Raw genomic sequence first — 24,768 nt, 5'->3', positions numbered from 1 at the left:
GGCTCGCAGAAATGGGTACGACAACCGATATATACTCGCGGGTATCGGTGAGAAAACCTGACTTATATTCATGCAATCGATGCACTGGCTGGGCTGGATCCGGTTCTTCGAAGCCGCCGCGCGGCACGAGAGTTTCGTGCGCGCGGCTGACGAACTCCACCTGACCCACGGTGCCGTCAGCCGCCAGATCCGCCAGCTGGAGGACACGCTGGGCGTCGCCCTCTTCGAGCGGCGCAACCGCGCCGTCTTCCTGACCGAGGCCGGCCGCACCTTGCACGCGGCGGCGACCCAGTCAATGGACCTGCTGGCCGCGGCAGCGGAGAAGATCCGTGCGCCGGCGCCCCAGGCGGCGCTGGTGCTGTCCTGCGAGCCGACGATTGCCATGCGCTGGCTGATTCCCCGACTGCCACGCTTTGCGGCGGCGCACCCGGATATCCCGCTGCACCTGATGGCCGCAGGCGGTCCGATCGATTTCTCCCGTAGCGGCGTGGATGTGGCGCTGCGGCGCAATGACTTTGCGTTCGATGCCGGCTGGCATGCGCGTGAACTGGCGCCCGAGCGCGTCGGCCCGGTCTGCCGGCCCGACCGGGCCGGGGAGGCGCCCGCTACCGCGACGCGGCTCCACACACGGACGCGGCCCGACGCGTGGCAACGCTGGGCGCGTGCGACGGGCGCCGCGCCTGCCGCCGGCGACGACGCGTGGTACGAGCATTTCTACCTTTGCCTGCAGGCTGCGGCGGCCGGCCTGGGTTGGGCGATGGCTTCGCAGCTGATGGCGGCGGATGAAATCGCCGATGGCCGCCTGGCCGCGCCGATGGGGTTTGTGGCCGACGGCTCCTCATACCATCTGTTGTCGCCGGTGCCGTTCGATGCGGATCCGCGTCGCCTCGCCTTGTTCGACTGGCTGCGCGCCCAGGCGCAGGCGTCGCTGGCCGGCTAGCCGGGCACAACCGCCCGCCAGTCCGCTCGGGTGCGGTCCACGTCATTGCCAAGGCGGAAAGCGATGCCGACGCTACCCCCCGGAAGTCGGTCGCTCAAGTTACGTCGTATTTTGCCGAAGGCCATGGCATGTGCTTGCGCCACCCCGGCGGCGGCGCTTACCATGCGGCGCTGGCGCCGCCAGCCTCTTTTTTGTGTCGCTTCCCCCGGGCGAGGCGCGGCGCAACCACCTTTCGACGTAGCGTATTCCATGAGTCTCCACGATTCCCGTGGGCCCCAGCAGGCCCAAACCCAGCCCCAGGTCGAGGGCGAGCAAGACGAGCAGGAAGGCACGCGGTCGGACGAACGCTATCGGCTCACCCACAGCTCGCAGATCGGCACGGTGCTGCGCGACATGGCCTGGCAGAAATGCCTGCTGAACGTGCGGTCGAAGGGCGGCTCGGAAATCGTCACGTCGATCCTGCACGTCGATCCGGCCAACAAGACCTTCATCTTCGACTGGTGCCGCGTCGACGGCGAGCGCCAGGCGCTGATGGCTTCCGAGCAGAATGCGTTCTCGGGCCTGCTGCGCGGCGTGCCGGTCAACTTCATGGTCGGTGCGCCCGGCGCCACGCGATTCGAGGGGGGCCCGGCTTTCATCGCCGATTTCCCGGACAAGCTCTATCACTTCCAGCGCCGCCGCCATTTCCGCGCGCGCACGCTGCTGACCAAGGGCTATCGCTGCGAGATCCGCATGCCGGATTCCGCGGACAAGAGCGTGCTGCAACTCGATATCGCAGACTTGTCGCTGTCCGGCGTGGGGCTGCGTTCTCGCGCCGTGGGCGCGGACCGGCTCCCGGTGGGCACGGTGGCCAGGAAATGTTTGCTGGATTTCGGCGAACTGGGCCGGCTGGAACTCGACATGCAGGTGGTGGGGCACTGGATGGTCGGCTTCGACGACAACACCGTGCACCACTACGGCTGCGCATTCCTGAACCCCGACGGCCGCATGGAGAACTTCCTGCAACGGCTGGTGTTCCAGCTGGAACTGGCGCACCGGGGCTGATCCCGGAACTGCGGAGTTACTGGGGCGGCATTGCGGGGGCGGCATTGCGGCGATCCCGCAGGCGCGCCGATCCCCCCGATCCCCCCGATCGCCCGGGGCGTGGATCAGACCACGATCAGGCCCCGATCAGTTTCCCGATCGCGGCGGCCGCCTCGCGCATCGGCGCGAGCAGGCGCGCAACCATTTCCCCCTCCGACACCTTGTTGGCCTTCACGCTGACGCTGATGGCCGCCAGCACCACGCCGGACAGCGACCGCACCGGCACGGCAATCGCCCTCAGGCCGGGCTCCAGTTCTTCGTCGATCAGCACATAGTCCAGTTCGCGCGCGCGCTGGAAGGCGCCTTCCAGTTCCGGGCGGGAGATCTTGGTCTGCAGCGTGCGTGGACGCAGTTCGGCGTGCTCGAAAAACGCTTCGAGCACTGCGGCGGGCTGGTGGGCCAGCAGCAGGCGGCCGGTTGAGGTGCAATAGGCCGGCAGTCGGCTACCCATGCCGAGCGAGTGGGTCAGCACCCGCTGCACCTCGGACCGCACCAGGTAGAGGATGTCCGTGCCATCCAGGATCGCCAGCGCCGAGGTCTCGTGAATGCGCGTGCTCAGGTTATCCAGGATCGGCTGGGCCAGCGAGACCAGCGATGTCGACGAAAAGTAGGCATGGCCCAGGTGCAGCACGCGTGGGCGCAGCGCAAAGTGTCCGTCCTGCTGGCTGACGTAACCCAGTTGCTCCAGCGTATAGAGGCAGCGCCGTACCGAAGCACGCGACAGCTGCGTGCGTTGCGCGACCTGCGAGATCGTCAGCGGGCGTTTCCGTTCGGAGAATGCCTCGAGCACCGTCAACCCCCGCGCCAGCGACAGCATGAAATTGGGGTCGCCTGCAAAGCTGCTCAGGATGTCCGAGGGCGGCCGGGCGGCGCGGACGGTATCGGCTTGCGCCGGCTTGATACTGAGGGGGCTGGGGGCGTCCATTGGGCAGGAAGAGCGGATGCGGGCTGTTCGATAATCGCGCATCTTAACGCCCCGCACGCCTGCCTGCCGGCATTCGGGCAAAAAAATGTCGCCGATTGGGGCGGCGACGGGGAAGGGGTGTGTCAGTCAAGACGGGGGTCTTAACGACGAAACCCAGTATAGGCAGGCGCACATAGACATTACATACAACTTCGGTGGGGGTTGGGCGTAACGCACTTTGCGCTACGCGCGCCCTGCGCGATCAGGGTTTGCCGAGGAACAGATAGAAGGCATAGCTGCCGCCTGACGCCCTGCCATACGCCAGGTAGAGCGGGCCGATCGGACTGTCCAGGCCCAGGAATGCGGAGGCGGATTTCAGTAAGCCCGTGGGGCTGCCCGGCACCAGCGGAGCGCCCATGTGTCCGGCTTCCACCGAGAAGCCGGCGTAGACGCCTTCCAGGAAGGTCTGCCGGACCAGCTTGTTGTAATAGACAAGCCGCGCGAACTCCAGGTTGCCGCCAATCAGCTGCCCGGTGCTGTAGCCGGACTGCTGCAGGAAGCCGCCCCACTGGAACAGGTCATAGCGCGGCAACCCTGGGCCACCCAGGTTGCTGCCGGCCTTGATACCCAGGGCCAGGGTGTTATTGCCGATCGAATAGGCGAACGTCGCAGTGATGTCGCCCTTGGTATAGGTATCGGTGGCCCCCATGCCGGCCTGCGACGCGTAGATATTCAACGTCGCCCCATAGCCGGAACGCGGGAAATTGATGCTGTCGAGCTGGTCGACCAGTATCCGGCCCTCGATGGCACGCCGGTCGACGCCTTCGGCCGGAGGGGCCAGGGTTGCCGGCCCGGTGGAAAGCGACGCGTTCTGGTGCCCGAACAGGACGCCCACGCGCGCCTCGCCGTACTTGGTGACCTGGCTGCCGACGTCCAGTGCCACGTCGATGCGGCGCAGGTCGTACTGGGCGAAGCGGGTGTTGCCATTGAAGATGTTCACGGGCCGGCGCTGCAATTCCACGCGCGGCGCGATGAAGAAATACTGGTGTGTGTCGAGCGGCTGGTAGAACTCGCTGATCAGGCCCGACGTCTGCCCGACCTGCACATCCGTGCGCCACTCGGCGCCGAGCGAGTTGAGCCACGTACGGCGGTAGCTGGCCAGCACGTTGAAGTAGGCGTCACCGCGAAAGTCCGAACTCAGCCCCAACCCGAAGCGCAGATAGCCCGGCCCATATGATTTTTCGATGGCATCGACGGACAGAATGCGCTTGCCGGGTTCTTCGAGGAAGCGATAGTTCACATGCTCGAAATCGCCGGTGCCGAACAGCCGGCGCATGTCGCGGTCCAGCGTTTCCTGGCTGATGGGCGTATGCGGCTTGGTTTCCATCGTCGCGGCGGCAAAGTCCGGGTTCACGCGCTGCATCGGCGCAAAACGGATTTCGTCCGCGGGGCGAAGGTCGGGCGGCGGCAGCGACTGCTGGGCGTTGCGCAGGCGGGCGTAGTCGGCCGGCGGCAGGGACAGCGCGGCCAGGCGGCCTTGTTCGCGGCGGGCGGCGGCTTCGCCGATCGGAATGGTCTTGACCAGGTTGTCGAAGTCGCCGGCGGAGAAGTCGCCCAGCTCCGGCAGGATCAGGATGTCCGCGGGCCGCAGCGATGCCAGCGATGTGCGGACGTTCTGCTCGGTCAGAATATTCAGCATCTGGCTGGTTACGCCGATCAGGGACGTCAGGTTCTCGCGCTTCATCAGCGGGGTGCCCAGGTTGACGGCGATGATGACGTCGGCGCCCATCTCACGGGCCACGTCGACGGGCAGGTTGTCCGTCAGGCCGCCATCCACCAGCAGCTTGCCCTGGTATTCGGTGGGTGCCACCGCGCCCGGCACCGACATGCTGGCGCGCATCACGTTGGCCAGCTCGCCCTGGCTGAAGACCACGGCGGTGCCGGAAACCAGGTCCGTGGCGACGGCGCGATAGGGGATCGGCAACGCGTCGAAATCCCGGTAGCCGGGCGCGTTGGCCAGCCGGCGCAGGACCGTTTCCAGCTGCACACCAGACACCGCGCCCTTGGGCAGCAGCAGGCCGTCCTTGCGCACGCCGATCTCCGGCGTGAACAGGTTGGTCTGGTCGTCGATCTTGCGGCGGATGGCCAGGTCCTGGCGCGGCGGGCGTTCCTTGAAAATCTCCGCCGTGGTCAGGGTGCCGACGAGCTTTTCCATGTCGGCCGTGCTCATCCCGCTGGCATAGGCGCCCCCCACCAGGGAACCCATGCTGGTGCCGGCGATGCAGTCGACCGGCACGCGCAGTTCCTCCAGGACCTTGAGCACGCCGATATGCGCGGCGCCGCGTGCGCCGCCGCCCGACAGCACCAGGCAGATCCTGGGGCGGCCAAGGGGAGGCGCGGCAGCGGCGGTGGCAACCGGTACGGGCGGGGCGGTCGAGCCCCTCGTGTCGGCCGAGTCGGCTGATCCGGCTGATCCGGGCGTTGGCGCCGGCGGCCCGGCCGGTACGAGGATGGGGGGCGCCGCGGCCGGAGGATTGGGCGCGGGCGCAATGTTGTCAGCCGGCGGCGCGGGCGGGGCCATGGGGGCGGGCGTCGCCGCCAGCGCCTGCCACGGCGCGGCAATCGCCCACGCGAGGAGTGGCAAAACGGAGGTGAGGCGCGACGCAACAGTCATGGCAGAGAGACGTCCGCTGTCGGCCGGCAGGCGGCCATCGTGCCACAAGGCTAGCAGCCCATCTCCAGACCAGTGCGGGCGGCATCCAACATTCGAAACAATTCATCATGGCGCGCAGAAGCATTCAGATCGGAGGACCGGACTGCAGCGCCCTTGGCGGCGGCCGGCCGGAATCGCCGGGGCGGCATATACTGGCGCCGTAACATTTCTTTCAGGCTTTGCCGTGTCTTCCCCCGTGACCGATGATCCACGCCCGCTGCCGCCCGAGCGGCCCGGTGACAATGAGTGCTGCCAGAGCGGATGCGACCCGTGCATCTTCGACTATTACAACGACGAGATGGACCGCTATCGGCAGGAGCTGAAAGCGTGGGAGGCCCGCCAGGCGGCCCGCGCGGAAGCCACCTCGCCGTCGTCGTAATCTCCGCCGGCCAGTGAGCGATCTTCTCGATTTCGTCCGCCGCCATCCCCGCCTGTTCGTACTGACCGGAGCGGGCGTCAGCACGGACTCCGGCATTCCCGGCTACCGCGACGAGCACGGCCAGTGGCAGCGCGCGGCACCCATGACCATCCGTGGTTTCCTGAGCGGCCATGCCGCGCGACAGCGCTATTGGGCGCGCAGCATGGTCGGCTGGCCCGTGGCGGCTGGGGCCCAGCCGAATATCAGTCACCGCGTGGTGGCCCGGCTTGGCGAAGCCGGCCGGGTGTCGGCGCTGGTCACGCAGAACGTGGACGGGCTGCACCAGCGTGCCGGCAGCCGTGGCGTCATCGAACTGCACGGCAGCATCGGCAAGGTCATCTGCCTGTCCTGCCACACGCGCTACGAACGGTCCGACCTGCAGCGCTGGCTGTGGCAACACAATCCCGAGTTCCGTGATGTATCGGCCCTGCCGGCGGCCGATGGCGACGCCCACCTGGAATCGCCGTTGTTTGACAACTTCGAGGTGCCCGTTTGCGAGCGCTGCGAGGGTTTGCTCAAGCCCGACGTGGTGTTCTTCGGCGAATCGGTGCCGCGCGATCGCGTGGAGGCCGGGCGGCAGGCGCTCGAACTGTCGGACGCATTGCTGGTGATCGGCTCATCCCTGACGGTCTTCTCCGGCTATCGATTCTGCCTGTGGGCCAGGGAGCGCGGCCTGCCGGTCGCAGCGCTCAACCTGGGCACGACGCGCGCCGATCCGTTGCTGTCGCTCAAGGTGGCCGAGCCGATCGGCCCCACGCTGGCGGGGCTGTCCGAGGCGCTGGGACTGCATGCCGGTTGACCGGCTGGCCGGCCGCGGCTAGCATCGTCCAACCGGTTGCCGGCGTGCTTCGACACCGCCGCCGGCCTCGACCCTCTATCCCTTCGATCATGCCCGCTTCTTCCGCACCTGCCATTGTTGCTGCCGCGTTCGCCGGCATGCCGATGCGCGCGCGCGGCCTGCGCGGCATCACATCTGTCGCGCCGCCTCCGGTGATCACACCGGCGGTCGTGGCGGGGGCACACCCCCCGCCATGCGCGCCGCCACGCGGCTGATTCCAGCCGTCTTGTTTCTCCGGCCGTTCTGACCGAACCCCGCACCGGGCGATATCCCGCCGTGCGCGCCGGAGCCTGCGTGGTTTTCGACAGGTGACAACTCATGACTTTCGACAAGAACGCCACGGCGGAAGAAGCCGCCGTGGACGGGCGTATGCACACCCTCGCGGCGCATGGCGCCACCACACTGTTCGTGCTGCTGTGGAGCGGCGGCGCGATCTTCAGCCGATGGGGGCTCGCGCACGCCTCCCCGTTCGCCTTCCTGACCTTGCGTTTCGTGATCGCGCTGGCCGTGCTGGTGGCCATCGGGCTGGTGCGCCGGCGTCTGTTGCCGGCGCGCGGCACGCGGTGTCGCGTGGCCATGACGGGCCTGCTGATGATTGGCGGCTATTCGATCTGCTATCTGCTGGCGCTGGATCACGGCATGACGCCGGGCGTGCTGGCCACCGTGCTCGGCGTGCAGCCGATCCTTACGCTGTTGTGGATGGAGCGGCGCGTCTCGGTGGGCCGCCTGGCGGGGCTGGGCCTTGCGCTCGGCGGGCTGGCGATGATCGTCGCCAACAGCCTGCTGGCCGCGAAGCTGTCGGCGGCGGGTTTGCTTTGCGCGCTCGCCGCGCTGGCATCCATGACCGTTGGCGCGATCCTGCAGAAGCGCATCCGGCAGGCGCCGGTGGAGATCCTGCCGTTGCAATACACGGTGGCGCTGGGGATGTGCCTCCTGTGCCTGCCGTTCCAGCCGTTCACCTTCGAGCGCACGCTCGGCTTCCTGATCCCGCTGCTGTGGATGGGGCTGGTGATTTCGGTGGTGGCCACGCTGCTGTTCTACCGCCTGATCCGGGCCGGCAATCTCGTCAACGTCACCAGCCTGTTCTACCTGGTGCCGCCGGGCACGGCGATGCTGGACTACCTGGTGCTGGGCAACCGGCTGGCACCGTCGTCGCTGCTGGGCATGGCAGGGGTCCTCGGGGGGCTGGCGCTGGTCTTCCGCGCGGAGAAGGACCGCCAGCGGCAGTCGGCTAGCGCAGGTTGACCTGCACGCGGATACCGTCGGGCGCTACGGTGATGGCGCCCGGCTCGACATCCTTGCCGTTGAAGCGCAGCTCGTCCGGCTTGAAGGTGTAGAGCGGATAGTCCTTGAGCAACTGCTGCGCCACGACCGCGCCAATGGCGTTGAGCTGCTCGCTGTACTGGCTCATTCCCTGGACCTGCACCTGCTGCACCGTGGGATTGTCGAGCAGCACGGCGCGGCGCGTGGCGTCATAGCGAATGCCGCTGTTCAGGGCCAGCGTGCCATTGATCGGCGGCGACGGCAGCACGGTGTTGGTGAGGGCCGCGTCCATCTGCGTGATGACGCGGTTGCCGGCCTCGTCCAGGACCAGGCGCGGGTGGGTCAGTTTTACGCTGACCAGTTCGCCATAGCGCAGCGTGGTCGGGAAGCGCTTGTCCACCGCGCTCTGCAGTTCCGCTTTCGTGAAGGTGTACTCGCCGGTCCAGACGTTGTAGCCGGCATGGGCGAGGGCAGCGGTGCCGATGGCCGCGACGGCGGCCGTCGCCAGCATCAGGCGACGCGTTCGGAAAAGTTTGGAAAACAGGTGTCGGGGCATAGGCTCAGGGCGAGTCGGCACTTGGCAAGTGTGACCGGGCACGCGAGGGGATCGTTCCGGAGGTCGGACGAGAGTGATGTGCCCGCCGCATGGGCGCGGGCTTGTGGCCTGATCAGTAGTGCGGCGGGATTTCCTGCCGCGGATCGGTCTCGGCGCCGGTCGGGGCGCTCGCGCGCACCTGCTGGTAAAGCGCCCTGAACTGCGCCTGCAGCAGGTCGATCTGTTGCTGCTGGCGCGCGACCGCAAGGTTCAAGGTCTCGATCAGGTCTTCCTGGAAGGCAACCTTGATCTCGAGGTCGGTCAGGCGGGATTCCATGGTGATTCTCCGGTTGGCCGCGCATTTTACGGCACGGCCTGACCGGACTTGTCGCGAGGATGCCGCCCGCAAGGGTTCCGGGCGCGATGTTGAGTGCGATTTGGGCGCGCTTTGGGTGCTAAGCGGGCGATATCCCAGGTGTCACACGGACACGTTGCGTGCGTTGCCTTGCACGCGTTATTTCGGGGCGACCAGCACCATCCACGTCACGCCGAACTTGTCCGCCACCATGCCGAAGCGTTCGCTGAAGAACGTCTTCGCCGCCGGCATGACCACCTTGCCGCCGTTGGCCAGCGCATTGAGCGCCTTGTCGCACGCAGCCACGTCCGGCACGGTCAGCGACAGGCCGAAGCCCTGGAACGTTGCCTGTCCCTTGCATTCCCCGTCGGAGCCCATGACGACCGTATCGCCGATCCGGATCTCCATGTGCATGACCTTGTCCTCGTTGCCGGCGCCAGGCCCGCAGCCCGGCCCTGTTTCGGGGGCGTCACGAAATCGCATCAATGTTTCCACTTTGGCACCCAGAGCGGACTTGTAGAACTCGGCCGCTTCCTCGCTGCGGCCGTCAAAAAACAGATAAGACTGCACTTGCGTTGCCATCGATATCTCCTGGTTAGCGGCTGGCCGGGATTCCGGCGCCGCATTGGACAGCGGTTTGTGTACGCCGTCCACAAAAGCCTAGCAAACGAACTGGACATCGTCCACATCGAATTACTTTCAGGCCGTAACAGACGGACAAGTTTTTGGGGGCGATGCATGGCTAGGATAGCCCGCTCGTGCCGGGGTGACCGATCACCTCAAGTCCGCCCCCTTCCCTGGTGTTCGTCCAACACTTCGCATGAATCGGCAACGTTGCGTTGCTAAATTTATTTGCGATGATATTAGCTAATAGCTAATATGACGCGCCGGATTTGCGCATGGCCATCAAACCGCGCGGGAGTGCATATCAATGACCGAGATCCAATTCATAGAACGCGATGGGCAACGGACGTTTGCCGTGGTGCCGATCGAGATCTGGGACAAGGTGAAGCACTTGTTCGAGGACATGGATGACGTGGCGCTGTATGACCGTGCCAAGGCTGCCGACGACGGCGTCCGCATTCCGGCGGCCGTACTCGATGCGGAACTGGCCGGCGACCACCCGGTGAAGGCGTGGCGCGAGTATCGGCGCCTGACCCAGGATGCTCTCGCGCAGGCAGCCGGCCTCAGCACGCCTTATCTGAGCCAGATCGAGAACCGCAAGCGCGATGGCAGCGTGGACGTGTTGCACCGGCTAGCCGTGGCGCTGGAGGTTCCGCTGGATCTCCTCGTCGAACGCGCCGACTGAGCCTCGTCCGGGGCCGGTCTGGCCGGCCTGTTTGGCGCGGGCGCCCGGGCGTGTCACAATTCACGGTTACGAGTTCGGGCGCCAAATACGGCTGGCCGCGTTGTCCTTCCCCCGCGGGGCGCCCCAAGAGCCGACAAATTCACCTAGATTTCTGGCGATGACTACCATCCTGCAGCACATTCCTTCCGGCCAGCGCGTCGGAATCGCCTTCTCGGGCGGACTCGACACCAGCGCCGCGCTCCTCTGGATGCGCCAGAAGGGCGCCATCCCCTACGCCTATACGGCCAACCTGGGCCAGCCGGACGAGCCGGACTACGAAGACATTCCGCGCCGCGCCAAGGCCTATGGTGCCGAGGCGGCACGCCTGGTGGACTGCCGCACCCAACTGGTGGCCGAAGGCATCGCCGCCCTGCAATGCGGCGCGTTCCATATCTCGACCGCCGGAGTGACCTACTTCAACACGACCCCGATCGGCCGCGCCGTGACCGGCACGATGCTGGTGGCCGCGATGAAGGACGACGGCGTCAACATCTGGGGCGATGGCAGCACGTTCAAGGGCAACGACATCGAGCGCTTCTACCGCTACGGCCTGCTGACCAACCCGGGTCTGCAGATCTACAAGCCGTGGCTGGACCAGCAGTTCATCGACGAACTGGGCGGCCGTGCCGAGATGTCCGAGTTCATGCGCCAGAGCGGCCATGACTACAAGATGTCGGCGGAGAAGGCTTACTCGACGGACTCCAACATGCTGGGCGCCACGCACGAGGCCAAGGATCTGGAGCAACTGGACTCCGGCATCCGCATCGTCCAGCCGATCATGGGCGTGCAGTTCTGGCGCGATGACGTGGAAGTGAAGCGCGAGGAAGTGACTGTGCGCTTCGAGGAAGGCCAGCCCGTGGCGCTGAATGGCAAGACGTTCGCCAACAGCGTGGACCTGTTCATGGAAGCCAATGTCATCGGCGGCCGTCATGGCCTGGGCATGAGCGACCAGATCGAGAACCGGATCATCGAGGCCAAGAGCCGCGGCATCTACGAAGCCCCGGGCCTGGCGCTGCTGTTCATCGCCTACGAGCGCCTGATCACCGGCATCCATAACGAAGACACCATCGAACAGTACCGCGACAACGGCCGCCGCCTGGGCCGCCTGCTGTACCAGGGCCGCTGGTTCGATCCGCAGGCCATCATGCTGCGCGAAACCGCCCAGCGCTGGGTGGCTGGCGCCGTGACGGGCGAGGTGACGATCGAACTGCGTCGTGGCAACGACTACTCGATCCTGAACACCACGTCGCCGAACCTGACGTACAAGCCGGAACGCCTGACGATGGAAAAGGGCGAGTCGATGTTCACGCCGCTGGACCGGATCGGCCAGCTGACGATGCGCACGCTGGACATCGTGGACACCCGCGAGAAGCTGCAGACGTATGCCAAGAGCGGCCTGCTGTCGAGCAAGACCAGCGCCGCCCTGCCGAAGCTGGAAGACTAAGCGGCGGCACGCGTCAAACAGAAAAGAGAAAAGCCGGCACGAGCGATCGTGCCGGCTTTTTCTATTGGTGGCCGTCTGCCGATGGCGTCGCCATCAGCCTGCGCGCACGCGCGCCGACGGGCTTCCAGGGGGATCGGCTCCCCGTGCTGCCGGGATTCCAGCCAGCGGAATCGCAGGCTTTCCAGCCCGTGGTGTGTCATGCAAGGCGCGCGCCGACACGGCACAATGCGCGATGGCGGTCATCGGGACCGCCAATTCCTTTCTTTTGCCTTCGGCATCGATCATCCGGGAATTTCGCCATGCCAGATTTCTCCATGCAGTACCGCCGCCTCGGCGCCAGCAACCTGAACGTGTCGGCACTGTGCCTCGGCACCATGATGTTCGCCGACCAGACCGACGAGGCCGAAGCCACCCGCATCGTCGCCAGCGCCCGGGATCACGGCGTCAACTTCATCGACACCGCCGACGTCTACAGCAAGGGCGGCTCCGAGCAGATGGTTGGCCGCCTGCTGACGGGCCATCGCCACGACTGGGTGCTGGCCACCAAGCTTGGCAATCCGATGGGCAGCGGTCCGAACCAGTCGCACTATTCGCGTACCTGGATCCTGCGTGAGGTGGAAGACAGCCTGCGCCGGCTGGCCACCGACTTTGTGGACATCCTCTACCTGCACCGTGATTTCACCGGCGCCAACCTGGAGGAACCGGTACGTGCGATGGGCGACCTGATCCGCGCTGGCAAGATCCGCTACTGGGCGGTCTCCAATTTCCGCGGCTGGCGTATCGCCGAGATCGCCAGCCTGTGCGATCGCCTGGGCGTGCCGCGTCCGGTGGCCTGCCAGCCGTATTACAACCTGCTGAATCGCATGCCGGAAGTGGAAATCCTGCCCGCATGCGAGCACTTTGGCCTGGGCGTGGTGCCCTACAGCCCCATCGCCCGCGGCGTGCTGACCGGCAAGTACCTGCCTGGCCAGCAGCCGGAAGCCGGCTCGCGCGCCGGCCGTGCCGACCGCCGCATGATGGAGACGGAGTTCCGCGACGAGTCGCTCGTCATCGCCCAGCAACTGAAGGCCCATGCCGAAGCGCGTGGCCTGACGCCGGGGCAGTTCGCCACGGCATGGGTGCTGGCCAATCCGATCATCAGTTCGGTGATTGCCGGTCCACGCACGCTGGCGCAGTTCGAGGACTATTTTGGTGCAGTCGGCGTTGCGGTCTCGCCGGAGGAAGAAGCGATGGTGGATGCGATGGTGCCGCGCGGGCATGCCTCCACGCACGGCTACAACGATCCCAATTATCCGTTTGCCGGCCGTCCCGTGGCGGAAGCGTAAGAAGTACACGATCCGCATACATGGACGTGTGCCGACGTGTGACGCGGAAGCTGCCTGTTGCGCAACGCGCACGGGTAGCGGTTTGTTTCCGTGCGTCAGGGCACTTGCGCGCGCCAAACCGGCACCGATACTAGTAATATTAAATACAGGTAGTGGCCATCGGATGATGGTCACCTAGCCTGGGGCTGGAGCTGGTGATGCCTGCCGAAACGGCGGGCATCGGCGCAACTGGATGCCGAAACGTGTCTCGTCGTGGCTGGATACTCGCTGGCATGGCGGTCGCCGTATGTGGCGGCGCCTACATTGTCGTGAGCCTCGTGTCGAACGAGGTACGCACGTCGCAGTGGCAGGCTCGTTATATGAGCCGCCTGGGCAAGACATTGACGTTCGAAATCCAGCCGGGCCCCAGCGACAGCATTCGCTATCCCCATTCCGGCCCCTACGACGAACGCCTCGGCTACGAGCGCCTGCCCGAGTTTGGCGAGCGGCTGCAGAAGCGCGGCTTCGTCACGCTGGCCCAGGCCCGCATGTCGCCCGAGATGGTCCAGCTGATGGACGAGGGCATCTTCCCGCCCTATCGCGAGAAAAACCAGGCCGGCCTGCTCGTGCGGGACTGCAATGCGCTGACGCTCGCGTTCGAGCGCTATCCGCAGCGCCAGTATGACAACTTCGAGGCAATTCCCAAGGTGCTGGTGTCGGCATTGCTGTATGTCGAGAACCAGAACCTGCTGAACCCCGAGTATCCGATGATGAATCCGGCGGTGGACTGGCGCCGGCTGTCGCGCGCCGTGCTCGACCAGGCGGTGCGGCTGGCCGACAAGCACCACGAGTCGCCCGGGGGCAGCACGCTGGCCACGCAGATCGAGAAATTCCGGCATTCCCCGCAAGGCAAGACACAGTCGATCCCGGAGAAATTCCGGCAGATGACCTCGGCTTCACTGCGCGCGTACATGGCGGGCCCCGATACGCAACGTGCGCGCGAGAACATCGTGGTCGACTACCTGAACACCGTGCCGCTGTCGGCGCGCGTGGGCTATGGCGAGATCAACGGCATCGGCGACGGCCTGTGGGTCTGGTACGGCGAGGACTTCAGCGAGGTCAATGCGCTGATGCGCCACCTGGACCCGCGCCATCCCACGCCGCGCGAGGCGCAGGCGTTCAAGCGCGCCCTGTCGCTGATCATTTCGCAACGCCGGCCGTCGTATCACCTGCGTCGCGACGACACCAACCTCGACGCGCTGACCGGCAGCTATCTGCGCCTGCTGGCCGCGGCCAACGCGATCACGCCGGAACTGCGCGACGCCGCGCTGGAACAGCCGCTGGACAAGGCCGCGGCGCCGGAGCGCCCGGAGCAGGCGCCGTGGGTCACGCGCAAGGCGGTCAACCAGGTGCGCAACGATATCGCCCACCTGACGGGCACCGACAGCCGCTATGACCTGGACCGCCTGGACCTGACCGTGGACAGCAGCATCAACCGCGAAGCCCAGCGCATGGTCACGGACACGCTGCTGCGCATCCGCAACAAGACCGATGCCCACGAAATGGGCCTGTATGGCAAGAACCTGCTCCGCGAGGGCGACGATCCGTCGCGCCTGGTTGCCAGCTTCACGTTGTTCGAGCGCGTGGGCAACACCAGCCTGGTGCGCGTGCAGGCCGACAACGTCGACCAGCCCTTCGACATCAACAGCGGGGCACGGCTGAACCTGGGATCGACCGCCAAGCTGCGCACGCTCGTCACGTACCTGGAAATCATCAACGAGCTGCACGATCGATACGCCGGCATGGATCGCGCCGACCTCACCGCGCTGCAGGTGCCACGCCAGGATGTGCTGACGCGCTGGGCCGTCGACTACCTGATCAAGGCGAAGACGCCGGCGGAGCGGGAGCGGGGCGCGATGCTGGATGCGGCCATGGAGCGCAAATACTCCGGCAACGCGGGCGAGGCGTTTTACACCGGTGGCGGCATGCAGAGTTTCACCAACTTCGAGAAGTGGGAAGGCGAGCGGCAGATGACGGTGCGCGTGGGCTTCCAGCACTCGGTGAACCTGGTCTTCGTCCGCATGATGCGCGACATCGTGCGCTATGAAGTCTCCCAGGCGCACCCGGAAGCCAGCACCCTGCTGGAGGACCGCTACGCGCCCGGCCGGCGCGAGTATCTGGAACGATTCGCCGACCAGGAAGGCAGCGCGTTCATGACGGCGTTCTACCAGCGGTATCGCGGCAAGAGCTCGGACGAGCGGCTCAGGATCCTGCTGGACCGTGTCAAGCTGCCGACGCCGCACCTGGCGGCGGTGCGGCTTTCGGTGACCCTGCTGAGCGCCCGCCCGAACACGGACTACGACACGTTCGCCAGCATTCTGCGCGCGCGGCTGCCCAAGCAGAAGCAGCCGTCCGACGAGGACCTGCGCAAGCTCTACGCAAAATACGGCCACGACAAGTTCAACCTCAACGACCGGGGCTACCTGTCGCGCATCCATCCGCTGGAGTTGTGGATGGTCGAGTACCTTGGCGATCATCCGGACGCCTCGCTCAATGACCTGCTCAAGGCCAGCGCGCCCGACCGCCAGTACGTCTACGGGTGGCTCTTCAAGACGCGCAGCAAGCTCGGGCAGGACGGGCGCATCCGCACGCTGCTGGAGCGCGAAGCGTTCGACAAGATTGCCCACCGCTGGCAACGGCTGGGGTATCCGTTCGATTCCCTGACGCCGTCGTATGCGACGGCCATCGGCGCTTCGGGTGATCGTCCCGCGGCACTGGCCGAACTGGCCGGCATCATCCTGGGCAACGGCGTGGACGCCCAGCCGGCCACGGTGCGCACGATGGCGTTCGCTGCGGATACGCCCTACGCCACGACGTACGGCTTGCAGCCGGGGCCGGGCAAGGCGCTCATTGCGCCGGAAATCGCCGCGCTGGTCCGGCGGTCGATGCTGGACGTGGTGGAAAACGGCACCGCGAAATCGATTCGCGGCGCATTCGTGCCGACATACAAGAAAGGGCAGGGGCCGGGCACGCCGTTGCTGATCGCAGGCAAGACCGGCACGGGCGACCAGCGCTTCCAGACCTACGGCCCGGGCGGACGCGTGATTTCGTCGAGGTCGGTGAATCGGTCGGCGACGTTTGTCTTCCTGCTTGGCGACCGCTACTTCGGCACCGTGACGATTCACGTGCGTGAACCGTATGCCGCGCGCTACGTGTTCACGAGCGCGCTGGCGGTGCGCGTGCTGCGATCGCTGGCGCCGCAGGTCACGGCCATGGCCGCGCCGGGTGGCGACGCGCCGTTGCTACGCTGCCGCAATTGATCCGCGGCAGCGCGGGCGGGTATCAATGCGCCCCGATCATCAGGACTTGCGGCGCACCATGTCGTAGATCACCAGGAGCACGATGGCGCCGATGACGGACGCGATCCAGCCGGCGGCTTGCCCGGGCTGGTACAGCCCCATCGCGCGGCCGACGTAGCTGGCGGCGATCGAGCCGAGAACGCCAAGGACGATTGTCATGATCCAGCCCATCTTGTCATCGCCGGGCTTGATGGCGCGGGCGATAAGTCCCACGACGAGGCCAACTAACACGGTACCGAGGAATGCCATCATGGTGCGCTCCCGTTGGTGTGGATCGGGCGGCGCTTGACCGCCGCGGAACCCATCATGCCACGAATCGCCGTCCTGGCAACAGGGGGTTTGCGGGTATCGGAGTGTGGCAGGACACGCAGGCCCGCGCCGCCCGCCATCGGGGCAAGGCATGCGGCGGCCCCGGGTTCGGCACGCGCCTTGCCCGGGGTGATCGTCAGGCCGGCATCCGGTGGGAAGCGCCGGCCGACATTCAGGTGGCTGGCAATCAGTTCGCCTTGCGCGAACTGATCACGGCCTCCGCCACGTTCGCGGGGGCCTCCGCGTAGTGCTTGAACTCCATCGTGAACGTGGCACGGCCCTGCGTCAGGGAGCGTAGCGACGTGGAGTAGCCGAACATGGTGGCCAGCGGCACCTCGGCGCGCACGATCTTGCCGCCACCGCCCGCGATGTCCTCCATGCCGTGCACCATGCCGCGCCGCGACGACAGGTCGCCCATCACGTTGCCGGTGAACTCCTCGGGTGTCTCCACCTCCACGGACATCATCGGTTCCAGCAGCACGGGTTTGGCGCGACGCATGCCTTCCTTGAAGGCCATCGATCCGGCCATGCGGAACGCATTCTCGTTCGAGTCCACGTCGTGGTACGAGCCGAACACCAGCGTGGCCTTGACGTCGACCACCGGGTAGCCGGCCAGCACGCCGGATTCCAGCGTCTCCTTGATGCCCTTGTCGACCGCCGGGATGAACTCGCGCGGCACCACGCCACCCTTGATCGCATCCACGAACTCGTAGCCGCCGCCCTGCGGCATCGGCTCCACGTTCAGCACCACGTGGCCGTACTGGCCGCGTCCGCCGGACTGCTTGATGAACTTGCCTTCGACGTCCTTGGCCACTGCCTTGATCGTCTCGCGGTAGGCCACCTGCGGCTTGCCGACGGACGCCTCCACGCCAAACTCGCGCCTCATGCGGTCCACCAGGATTTCCAGGTGAAGCTCGCCCATGCCGGAGATGATGGTCTGGCCCGATTCCTCGTCGGTGGCCACGCGGAACGACGGGTCTTCCTGCGCCAGCCGGTTCAGCGCGATGCCCATCTTTTCCTGGTCGGCCTTGGTCCTGGGCTCCACGGCCTGCGAGATCACGGGCTCGGGGAAGCTCATGCGCTCCAGGATGATGACCTTGTCCGGATCACACAGCGTGTCGCCGGTGGTGGCTTCCTTCAGACCCACCGCGGCGGCGATGTCGCCCGCCCGCACTTCCTTGATTTCGTTGCGCACGTTGGCGTGCATCTGCAGGATCCGGCCCAGCCGCTCGCGCTTGGACTTGACCGGGTTGTAGACGGTGTCGCCGGAGTTGACCACGCCCGAATACACGCGGAAGAAGATCAACTGGCCGACAAACGGGTCGGTCATGATCTTGAAGGCTAGTGCGGAGAACGGCTCGTCGTCGTTCGGGTGGCGCTCGGCTTCCTTGTCGTCCTCGGTGTGGCCGAGGATGGCGGGCACATCGGCCGGCGACGGCAGGTAGTCGATCACGGCGTCCAGCATGGCCTGCACGCCCTTGTTCTTGAACGCGCTGCCGCACAGCATCGGCACGATCTCGCCGGCGATGGTGCGCTTGCGCAGGCCGGTCTTGATCTCTTCCTCGGTCAGCGGCTCGCCGCTCAGGTAGCGTTCGAGCAGGTCTTCGCTCGCTTCCGCGGCCGCCTCGACCATCTTCTCGCGCCATTCCTCGGCGGTGGCCCGCAGTGCGGTGGGGATGTCGGTGTACTCGAAGCGCACGCCCTGGCTTTCATCGTCCCAGACGATGGCGCGCATCTTGACCAGGTCCACCACGCCCTGGAAATGATCCTCGGCGCCGACGGGAATCTGGATCAGCACGGCATTGCCTTTCAAGCGGTCCGCGATCTGCGTCTGCACGCGGAAGAAGTCCGCGCCCACGCGGTCCATCTTGTTGACGAACGCAATGCGCGGCACCTTGTACTTGTTGGCCTGGCGCCAGACGGTTTCCGACTGCGGCTGCACGCCGCCCACGGCGTCATAGACCATGCAGGCGCCGTCGAGCACACGCATCGAACGCTCCACCTCGATGGTGAAGTCGACGTGGCCCGGCGTGTCGATGATGTTGATGCGGTGTTCGGGATAGTTGCCGGCCATGCCTTTCCAGAACGCCGTGGTGGCGGCCGACGTGATGGTAATGCCGCGTTCCTGCTCCTGCTCCATCCAGTCCATGGTGGCGGCCCCGTCATGAACCTCGCCCAGCTTATGGTTGACGCCGGTGTAGAACAGAATGCGCTCCGTCGTCGTCGTCTTGCCGGCGTCGATGTGCGCGCTGATGCCGATGTTGCGATAGCGTTCGATGGGGGTCTTGCGGGGCACGGTGTTTCTCCTGGTTAGGGCACCACGGGCGGATAGCGTAGCACTTCCGCGCCAAACCTGTATGGCCCCGCACGCGTCAGGGGATGCCCATCGCTCAGGGCCAGCTCTCGCGTGCATAGACCCCGCCCCTGGCACGCACCAAAGCGGCGCGTTCGGCGGCGCGGGTGTCGGTGTAGAACGGCGGATTGGCCAGCGGCAAGCCATTTTCGCGCGCGGCATCGACGAGGATCTGCAGATACTCGGTCATGTGCGACGCCGTGAAATCGTTGGTGTCGTGAAAACTCACCACCACCGGGATCACGCCGTTCACCGGCTGCAGCCGATGGGTGCCGATGGCCTGACCCACCTGCTCCAGTTCGCTGACCATATGGGAGCGCCGTCGCAGGCTGATATGCCAGCCGTAGATCTTGCCGTCACGCGCATTGGCGTCCGACATCAGCATGCCCAGGCCAAGCTGCCGGTACACGGACTCGGTTTCCTCGTTGTAGGCCCAGTTGGGCGGCCGCACCAGTTGCGCGACGTGACGGCATTGCGCGGCGATGTCGGTCTCGCCCGAGCGCAGCGACGCGGCCAGCTCCGACGGGGACAGCTTCGTATGCGAGACATGGCCGCTGGCCAGCCCGCTGTGGACGGCCAGCAGGTGGCCGGCGGCGCAGGTGTCGCGCATCTGCGCCTGGCCATCGGCCCCGCCGCCCCGGCGGGGATGGGCGGTCTGCACGAAGAAGATCGCCTTGATCCCGGGCGCGACGGGGTTGTCGGCCAGCTGGCGCAGGATCAGGGGCGTGCTGCCGTCGGGGCCGCTGTCCGGGCCATCGTCGAACGTCAGCAGAAAGCGCAGCGGCGGGATCCTGGGGACGGCGTCCGGCACTCTCGCCAGCGCGACCGGGCGGATGCCCGCGAACGGGTCGCTGGCCTGGCCGATGGCCGTGACAGGCCCTTCGGCAAAGGCGGGTGTGGCAACCACGGAGGTTGCCAGGACAACAGCAGCGGCCAGCATGGCGCGCACCGCGCCGATAATCGGTCGATCAGGGGGATAAAGCATGCAGTAAGCGGGGGCGACAAAAGGAGTTGCGGGCGGCCCTGTCTGCCGGACCGGCCACGCGAGGCAGCACCTTACCATCGGCACGCATCGATGCCGTGCCCCAGTTGTAAGCAACTGTGCGAAGTGACGTTGGACTAACCTGATGCCGGGGCTGGTGACGTCTTCAGTGCGTGGCCCACCAGAACGTCAGCGCAATCGCCCCGATGGTGAACAGCAGCCCCGCCAGCGCCACGTACTCGGCATCGACCACGCTCTCCAGCCCGCGCCATGGCCCCGGATGGCGACCCAGCGTGATGGCCTTGATCACCGCCCAGCCGATCGCGTAGAACAGCCCGTAGAAGATCAGTTCGACGACCAGCCAGCCGATCGCGCCCAGCAGCACGTCCATACCCGTTTCCCGTTCCTGAAGATCTTCCGCTTGTCAGTGCCCGTCTGAATGGGCTTTCGGCCGACGCCTCACGGCGCGCGCGGGATCGGCTTCCTACAATGGTGCAGTTGACACATCCACCGACATCCACAAGGAAGCCAGCCACCATGCCGGTCACCCTGCTTCGCCCGCAATGCCGCCCTGAATGCCGCGGCTGGTTGCCGCGCCCCGCGTCCGGTCTTCTTGCCGGAATCCTGTCCTGTGCGATGGCGCTGGCTGGCATGCCCGCGCAGGCGGCCGACCCTGGCGTCGCGTTTTCCGCAGGCAAGCCCGGCGGGCCGTTGCCGGCTGGCTGGGAGAACAAGCCCGTGGTCCACGGCAAGGCGCTCACCGTCTATACGCTGGTGGCCGACCAAGGTAACACGGTGCTGCAAGCCGACGCCAACGGCGCGGCGTCCGGCCTGATCCACGAAGGCGATGTCGACCTGGCCAGGACGCCCGTCGTCAAATGGCGCTGGAAGGTCGCCGCGCCGATTCCCAATGCCGACAATCGCGTCGGCGACCGCGAGGATGCGCCGGCGCGGCTCGTGTTCTTCTTCGAGGGCGAAAGCAGCAATCTTTCCTTCGGCGACCGCGCCGAAAGTCTGGCCGCCAGTGCGGTCGGCGAGAAGCTGCCCTATGCCACGCTGATGTATATCTGGACCGACAGTGCCCCGCCGGGGACGGTCATCGCCAATCCGCACACCAGCCGCGTGCAGATGATCGTGGTGTCCGGAGCGTCCGGCGATGCCGGCAAGTGGCAGACCTTGCGTCGCAATGTGAGCGCGGACTTCCAGCGCGTGTTCCACGAAAAGCCCGGCAAGCTGGTGGGCTACGGCCTGATGACCGATACGGACAACACTGGCGCGATCGCCCGCGCCTGGTACGGCGATCTTCGTTTCAAGCCCGCGCCGTAGGAGGCACTATCAAAAAGATTCTGGCGTCGTTGCCGGGTTTTGCCACATTCGCTTGCCGTACCACTTGTATGGTGTCTGCGGCCGCGCCCTTGCAGGGCGCGCATGCGCCAGCAGGCGCATGCCGCTACGCAGGCGGATCGCGTGCGATCCGAAACCCCTGCTCCGCCCTAGCCAGAACCGCTTCGCTTCATTTCTATAGCGCCTCCAAGTGCGTGCTGCAGATGCAGGCGTCGCCAGCAAGCCACCCCATCAAGCCTCGACTTCAGTCTTCAAAGGCCGGGCGGCGGAGTCCGTGATACGGCGTCGCGGAGCGCCGTGATGACGCGGTGCGTGAGGTCAGGGTCGTTGTCGATACCCGCCGCCTCGCTGACGCTGACGACCTTGGCCGGGTCATAGTGGCGGCCGCTGCCGATGGCGGCCTCGAACGCGTTGGCGCGCGCGTTGATTTCGACCGGGTCCGCGCTGACCAGCAGGATCGCGTGCGCCAGCACCAGATGCCGCTGGCCGTCCGGCGTCTGCACGGCAGCCGGTGCGCGGCGCCAGTACTGGGCCGTGCCCGCGATCTTGCGCGCCGCATCGGCCGGGCCCCAGGCCAGGTTGTAGCGCCCGTCGCAGAACGATCCTTCCACGGCCTGCCAATGCGTATCCACGCCGACCTGGCGCAGGCCGTCGGCCAGCACCTCGCACAGGTGCAGGTAGACGGGTTCCATCCACGTGGCTGCGCCCTTCGGCACCGCATAGGCCAGGCTGACGTTGAGGATGCCGGGCCCCTGCGGAACCAGCCCGCCGCCCGACATGCGCAGCCACACCGGGCAGCCCCTGGCCGCGAAATCGGCCCGCACGGCCTCGATGCCGGGCTGGCGCAGGTAGCTGCGCGGAATGACCAGCGACAACGGTGCTTCCCACAACTGCGCCACGGGCCCGGTATTGGCCGCGTGGTCCAGCAGCGCCAGTTCGCCCTGCAGCGGATCGGCTTCGCCGGGATCGGGGTCGATGAAGGTAAAGGGCATGGTGGCTTGGCTCAGCTTGGCCTCGTGCCGGCGTCCGGCGGATCCCGGTATTCTCCACGCATTCTCCACGCGGATCACGTGTTTCCGCGCCCGCCGCGCAGACCGGGCCGGCGCCCCGCGCTCGGCGCGGCGCCGGCATTCCCGCTCAGCCGTCGATATGCCGCCTGAGCAGCGCGTTGACGTCACCGGCTTTCTCCATCTGGCTCATGTGGCCCGCCGCGTCGAACACCTGCACCGTGGCGCCTGGCGGCGCATGGGCAGCGTGCGCGCTCGGGATGATCTGGTCCTGCTTGCCCCAGATCACCAGCACGCGCTTGTCGGTCTCCGCCAGCCGCTGCCCGGGTTGCTCGCGCTGGCGGCCGTCGGCGAACAGGCTGGTGCCCAGCGATGTCAGCGCCTCCGGCACGCCGTCCAGCCGCTTGTAGCGCAACAGGTCGTCCAGCATCTGCCGGCTGACCAGTCCGCTGTCGGCGAACAGCAGCTCCACGACGGGCTTCAGGTCGCGCCGCGACTGCGCGCTGACAAAGCCCTCGGTGTAGGCGTTGTTCACCTCGTCACCGAACCCGACCGGGGAGATCAGCGCCACCGACAGCACGCGATCCGGCACGTCCACCGCGAGCTGCGCCGCGATGCCGCCGCCCATCGAATGGCCGACGATGTGCGCGGCGCCGATGTCCGTCGCATCCATGAAGCGGGCGACGAATGCGGCTAGCTGCGCGAGCGTCGTCCCGGCCAGCCTGGGCGAGGACTGCCCATGCGCGGGCAGGTCCAGCGCGACGACGGTGTGATGGTCCGCCAGCGCGTCGAGGTTGAACAGCCAGTTGTCCAGATCGCCGCCAAATCCGTGCAGGAACAGCACGGTCGGCCCATCGGGGTTGCCCCGGCGCGCGTAGCGGATGCGAAGCCCGTCCACGTCGACGAACTGGTAGGCCGGCGCCGCCTCCGCGCCATCGTCCTCGTCGGCCGGCGTCTGATAGGACGAGACATAGGCATCGATCTCCGCATCGCTGACTCCCGCTGGCGCCAGCACACCCAGCAAGGCCTTCACGGGCAGCACGTCGCCCGCATCGGCCACCTTGCGCCGCAGCGTGCCGGCGTCCGGCGCTTCCACCGCATTGGCGATCTTGTCGGTCTCCACGTCCAGGATCGGCATGCCGACGGCGATCTCGGCACCTTCATCCACCAGCCACGCGTTGATGGTGCCTTCTTTCATCGACAAGCCCCACTTGGGCATGACGATCGGGGTAATGGCCGTGGTCATCAGTGCTTTCCTCCCTTCATGGTCTTGCGCGCGGCGTCGGCAATCTGCGCGGCGCTGGGGATATAGAGGTCTTCCAGCGCCGGCGAAAACGGCACCGGCGTGTGCGGCGGGCACACCATCTCGATGCCTGCCTTCAGGGCGCCGAACGCCTGCTGTGCCACCTGCGCGGCGATGTCGGTGGCGATATTGCAGCGCGGGCTGGCTTCGTCCACCACCACCAGCCGGCCGGTGTTTTCGACGGTCTCCAGCACGGTCTCCATGTCCAGCGGCGACAGCGTGCGCAGGTCCACGACTTCCGCCTCGATGCCCTCCCTGGCCAGCGTGGCGGCGGCGTCCATCGCGCGATGCACCATCAGGCCATAGGTCACGATCGACACGTCCTTGCCATCGCGCAGGATGTTGGCTTCGCCAAACGGAATCGCGTAGGGGCTCTCCGGCACCTCGCCCTCCAGGCCGTACAGGTTCTTGTGCTCGCAGAAGATCACGGGATCGTTGTCGCGGATCGCCTGGATCAGCAGGCCCTTGGTGTCGTACGGCGACGAGGGACACACCACCTTGAGCCCCGGGATGTGGGTGAACAGCGGCGTGAGCATCTGGCTGTGTTGCGCGGCCGCGCGGAAGCCCGCGCCGACCATCGCGCGGATGACCACGGGCGTTTCGGCCTTGCCGCCGAACATGTAGCGGAACTTGGCCGCCTGGTTGAAGATCTGGTCGAAGCACACGCCCATGAAGTCGATGAACATGAGTTCGGCAATCGGTCGCATGCCGCATGCGGCGGCACCAATCGCCGCGCCGACGTAGGCGGATTCGGACAACGGGGTGTCCAGCAGCCGGTCGCCATGTTTGGCATAGAGGCCCTTCGTCACGCCCAGCACACCGCCCCAGGCGTCTTTCTCGCCGTCGGCGCCGGCGCCCCCGACGATGTCCTCGCCCAGCATGATCACGGTGGGGTCGCGGGTCATTTCCTGATCGATCGCCTCGTTGATCGCCAGCTTGATGCTCAGTTTGCGCGCCATGGTTGTC

At 66.5% G+C, this 24,768-nt stretch carries 22 protein-coding genes; 10 read left to right on the top strand and 12 right to left on the bottom strand.

The annotated features are described in order from the left end of the window. The first annotated feature begins 79 nt into the window (after positions 1-79). Positions 80-940: a LysR substrate-binding domain-containing protein gene (locus BLR29_RS21185; RefSeq protein WP_092139252.1), complete on the top strand. Its 861-nt coding sequence runs from the start codon at positions 80-82 to the stop codon at positions 938-940. 249 nt (positions 941-1,189) lie between these two features. After that, positions 1,190-1,984, top strand: coding sequence for a flagellar brake protein (locus tag BLR29_RS21180; RefSeq protein WP_092139250.1), 795 nt, complete (start codon positions 1,190-1,192; stop codon positions 1,982-1,984). Positions 1,985-2,099: 115 nt separating this feature from the next. On the opposite strand, the gene BLR29_RS21175 is transcribed toward BLR29_RS21180, so the two are convergent. Both BLR29_RS21175 and BLR29_RS21170 read right to left on the bottom strand, forming a co-directional pair. Beyond that, positions 2,100-2,948, bottom strand: a complete 849-nt coding sequence (locus BLR29_RS21175; RefSeq protein ID WP_092139248.1) for an IclR family transcriptional regulator domain-containing protein — start codon at positions 2,946-2,948, stop codon at positions 2,100-2,102. Between the two features lie 241 nt (positions 2,949-3,189). Next, a complete protein-coding gene (locus tag BLR29_RS21170; RefSeq protein WP_369804684.1) occupies positions 3,190-5,508 on the bottom strand; it encodes a patatin-like phospholipase family protein in 2,319 nt (772 codons plus the stop codon). Between the two features lie 316 nt (positions 5,509-5,824). On the opposite strand from BLR29_RS21170, the gene BLR29_RS21165 reads away from it, so the two are divergent. The 3 genes from BLR29_RS21165 to BLR29_RS21155 all read left to right on the top strand — a co-directional run bounded on the left by BLR29_RS21165 (position 5,825) and on the right by BLR29_RS21155 (position 8,141). Further along, complete coding sequence (locus tag BLR29_RS21165) at positions 5,825-6,019, top strand: oxidoreductase-like domain-containing protein (RefSeq protein ID WP_255371347.1); 195 nt, start codon at positions 5,825-5,827, stop codon at positions 6,017-6,019. Positions 6,020-6,032: 13 nt separating this feature from the next. After that, complete coding sequence (locus BLR29_RS21160) at positions 6,033-6,857, top strand: NAD-dependent protein deacetylase (protein WP_092139246.1); 825 nt, start codon at positions 6,033-6,035, stop codon at positions 6,855-6,857. A gap of 357 nt (positions 6,858-7,214) precedes the next feature. Further along, entirely contained in the window at positions 7,215-8,141 is a 927-nt protein-coding gene (locus tag BLR29_RS21155) for a DMT family transporter (protein ID WP_092139244.1), read from the top strand. On the opposite strand, the gene BLR29_RS21150 is transcribed toward BLR29_RS21155, so the two are convergent. From BLR29_RS21150 to BLR29_RS21140, 3 genes are all read right to left on the bottom strand, one after another. Then, on the bottom strand, positions 8,128-8,670 hold the full coding sequence (locus BLR29_RS21150) for a DUF1439 domain-containing protein (protein ID WP_369804681.1): 543 nt from the start codon (positions 8,668-8,670) through the stop codon (positions 8,128-8,130). The two genes, BLR29_RS21155 and BLR29_RS21150, sit on opposite strands and share 14 nt — an antisense overlap. A 157-nt stretch (positions 8,671-8,827) precedes the next feature. Further along, positions 8,828-9,031, bottom strand: coding sequence for a SlyX family protein (locus BLR29_RS21145; RefSeq protein ID WP_092139240.1), 204 nt, complete (start codon positions 9,029-9,031; stop codon positions 8,828-8,830). Positions 9,032-9,208: 177 nt separating this feature from the next. Continuing rightward, positions 9,209-9,631: a VOC family protein gene (locus BLR29_RS21140; protein ID WP_092139238.1), complete on the bottom strand. Its 423-nt coding sequence runs from the start codon at positions 9,629-9,631 to the stop codon at positions 9,209-9,211. A 349-nt stretch (positions 9,632-9,980) separates the two neighbouring features. Here BLR29_RS21140 and BLR29_RS21135 point away from each other — a divergent pair, with 349 nt between their 5' ends. From BLR29_RS21135 to BLR29_RS21120, 4 genes are all read left to right on the top strand, one after another. Next, positions 9,981-10,358, top strand: coding sequence for a helix-turn-helix domain-containing protein (locus BLR29_RS21135; RefSeq protein ID WP_092139236.1), 378 nt, complete (start codon positions 9,981-9,983; stop codon positions 10,356-10,358). 157 nt (positions 10,359-10,515) lie between these two features. After that, entirely contained in the window at positions 10,516-11,841 is a 1,326-nt protein-coding gene (argG, locus tag BLR29_RS21130; protein ID WP_092139234.1) for an argininosuccinate synthase, read from the top strand. A gap of 299 nt (positions 11,842-12,140) precedes the next feature. Next, entirely contained in the window at positions 12,141-13,166 is a 1,026-nt protein-coding gene (locus tag BLR29_RS21125) for an aldo/keto reductase (protein ID WP_092139232.1), read from the top strand. 272 nt (positions 13,167-13,438) lie between these two features. Then, positions 13,439-16,465, top strand: coding sequence for a transglycosylase domain-containing protein (locus BLR29_RS21120; RefSeq protein WP_092139230.1), 3,027 nt, complete (start codon positions 13,439-13,441; stop codon positions 16,463-16,465). 39 nt (positions 16,466-16,504) lie between these two features. Here BLR29_RS21120 and BLR29_RS21115 read toward each other — a convergent pair whose 3' ends face one another. The 4 genes from BLR29_RS21115 to BLR29_RS21095 all read right to left on the bottom strand — a co-directional run bounded on the left by BLR29_RS21115 (position 16,505) and on the right by BLR29_RS21095 (position 20,539). Then, positions 16,505-16,756 carry a GlsB/YeaQ/YmgE family stress response membrane protein gene (locus BLR29_RS21115; RefSeq protein ID WP_092139228.1) on the bottom strand — a complete coding sequence of 84 codons (252 nt, stop codon included), beginning with the start codon at positions 16,754-16,756 and terminating at the stop codon, positions 16,505-16,507. A gap of 244 nt (positions 16,757-17,000) precedes the next feature. After that, positions 17,001-19,109, bottom strand: a complete 2,109-nt coding sequence (gene fusA, locus BLR29_RS21105) for an elongation factor G (protein ID WP_092139224.1) — start codon at positions 19,107-19,109, stop codon at positions 17,001-17,003. A gap of 94 nt (positions 19,110-19,203) precedes the next feature. After that, complete coding sequence (locus BLR29_RS21100; RefSeq protein ID WP_255371346.1) at positions 19,204-20,151, bottom strand: polysaccharide deacetylase family protein; 948 nt, start codon at positions 20,149-20,151, stop codon at positions 19,204-19,206. Positions 20,152-20,314: 163 nt separating this feature from the next. Then, on the bottom strand, positions 20,315-20,539 hold the full coding sequence (locus tag BLR29_RS21095) for a hypothetical protein (protein WP_092139221.1): 225 nt from the start codon (positions 20,537-20,539) through the stop codon (positions 20,315-20,317). Positions 20,540-20,685: 146 nt separating this feature from the next. Between BLR29_RS21095 and BLR29_RS21090 the strand changes: the two genes are divergently transcribed. After that, on the top strand, positions 20,686-21,474 hold the full coding sequence (locus BLR29_RS21090; RefSeq protein WP_092139218.1) for a DUF3047 domain-containing protein: 789 nt from the start codon (positions 20,686-20,688) through the stop codon (positions 21,472-21,474). A gap of 269 nt (positions 21,475-21,743) precedes the next feature. On the opposite strand, the gene BLR29_RS21080 is transcribed toward BLR29_RS21090, so the two are convergent. The 3 genes from BLR29_RS21080 to BLR29_RS21070 form a co-directional block, all read right to left on the bottom strand. Then, the gene (locus BLR29_RS21080) at positions 21,744-22,484 is read right to left on the bottom strand and encodes a lipoate--protein ligase family protein (protein WP_092139651.1); all 741 of its coding nucleotides are present in this window, start codon (positions 22,482-22,484) and stop codon (positions 21,744-21,746) included. 145 nt (positions 22,485-22,629) lie between these two features. Continuing rightward, entirely contained in the window at positions 22,630-23,745 is a 1,116-nt protein-coding gene (locus tag BLR29_RS21075; protein WP_092139214.1) for an acetoin dehydrogenase dihydrolipoyllysine-residue acetyltransferase subunit, read from the bottom strand. Further along, on the bottom strand, positions 23,745-24,761 hold the full coding sequence (locus BLR29_RS21070) for an alpha-ketoacid dehydrogenase subunit beta (RefSeq protein WP_092139212.1): 1,017 nt from the start codon (positions 24,759-24,761) through the stop codon (positions 23,745-23,747). The genes BLR29_RS21075 and BLR29_RS21070 overlap by 1 nt, the downstream gene beginning before the upstream one ends. Positions 24,762-24,768: the final 7 nt, after the last annotated feature.

This window comes from Cupriavidus sp. YR651, from assembly GCF_900101625.1.
Lineage (GTDB): Bacteria > Pseudomonadota > Gammaproteobacteria > Burkholderiales > Burkholderiaceae > Cupriavidus.
Note: the sequence above shows the minus strand (reverse complement) of the source record. Positions and strands in the feature narration are given on the sequence as shown.

What these genes read in the sequence shown, in the direction of transcription:
- BLR29_RS21140 (WP_092139238.1), bottom strand. Translation starts at nt 9,631, where the DNA reads ATGGCAACGCAAGTGCAGTCTTATCTGTTTTTTGACGGCCGCAGCGAG.
- BLR29_RS21100 (WP_255371346.1), bottom strand. Translation starts at nt 20,151, where the DNA reads ATGCTTTATCCCCCTGATCGACCGATTATCGGCGCGGTGCGCGCCATG.
- BLR29_RS21135 (WP_092139236.1), top strand. Translation starts at nt 9,981, where the DNA reads ATGACCGAGATCCAATTCATAGAACGCGATGGGCAACGGACGTTTGCC.
- BLR29_RS21185 (WP_092139252.1), top strand. Translation starts at nt 80, where the DNA reads ATGCACTGGCTGGGCTGGATCCGGTTCTTCGAAGCCGCCGCGCGGCAC.
- BLR29_RS21090 (WP_092139218.1), top strand. Translation starts at nt 20,686, where the DNA reads ATGCCGGTCACCCTGCTTCGCCCGCAATGCCGCCCTGAATGCCGCGGC.
- BLR29_RS21080 (WP_092139651.1), bottom strand. Translation starts at nt 22,484, where the DNA reads ATGCCCTTTACCTTCATCGACCCCGATCCCGGCGAAGCCGATCCGCTG.
- BLR29_RS21115 (WP_092139228.1), bottom strand. Translation starts at nt 16,756, where the DNA reads ATGATGGCATTCCTCGGTACCGTGTTAGTTGGCCTCGTCGTGGGACTT.
- BLR29_RS21125 (WP_092139232.1), top strand. Translation starts at nt 12,141, where the DNA reads ATGCCAGATTTCTCCATGCAGTACCGCCGCCTCGGCGCCAGCAACCTG.
- argG (WP_092139234.1), top strand. Translation starts at nt 10,516, where the DNA reads ATGACTACCATCCTGCAGCACATTCCTTCCGGCCAGCGCGTCGGAATC.
- BLR29_RS21175 (WP_092139248.1), bottom strand. Translation starts at nt 2,948, where the DNA reads ATGGACGCCCCCAGCCCCCTCAGTATCAAGCCGGCGCAAGCCGATACC.
- BLR29_RS21145 (WP_092139240.1), bottom strand. Translation starts at nt 9,031, where the DNA reads ATGGAATCCCGCCTGACCGACCTCGAGATCAAGGTTGCCTTCCAGGAA.
- BLR29_RS21180 (WP_092139250.1), top strand. Translation starts at nt 1,190, where the DNA reads ATGAGTCTCCACGATTCCCGTGGGCCCCAGCAGGCCCAAACCCAGCCC.
- BLR29_RS21120 (WP_092139230.1), top strand. Translation starts at nt 13,439, where the DNA reads ATGGCGGTCGCCGTATGTGGCGGCGCCTACATTGTCGTGAGCCTCGTG.
- BLR29_RS21155 (WP_092139244.1), top strand. Translation starts at nt 7,215, where the DNA reads ATGACTTTCGACAAGAACGCCACGGCGGAAGAAGCCGCCGTGGACGGG.
- BLR29_RS21095 (WP_092139221.1), bottom strand. Translation starts at nt 20,539, where the DNA reads ATGGACGTGCTGCTGGGCGCGATCGGCTGGCTGGTCGTCGAACTGATC.
- BLR29_RS21075 (WP_092139214.1), bottom strand. Translation starts at nt 23,745, where the DNA reads ATGACCACGGCCATTACCCCGATCGTCATGCCCAAGTGGGGCTTGTCG.
- BLR29_RS21070 (WP_092139212.1), bottom strand. Translation starts at nt 24,761, where the DNA reads ATGGCGCGCAAACTGAGCATCAAGCTGGCGATCAACGAGGCGATCGAT.
- BLR29_RS21150 (WP_369804681.1), bottom strand. Translation starts at nt 8,670, where the DNA reads ATGCTGGCGACGGCCGCCGTCGCGGCCATCGGCACCGCTGCCCTCGCC.
- BLR29_RS21170 (WP_369804684.1), bottom strand. Translation starts at nt 5,508, where the DNA reads ATGGCCCCGCCCGCGCCGCCGGCTGACAACATTGCGCCCGCGCCCAAT.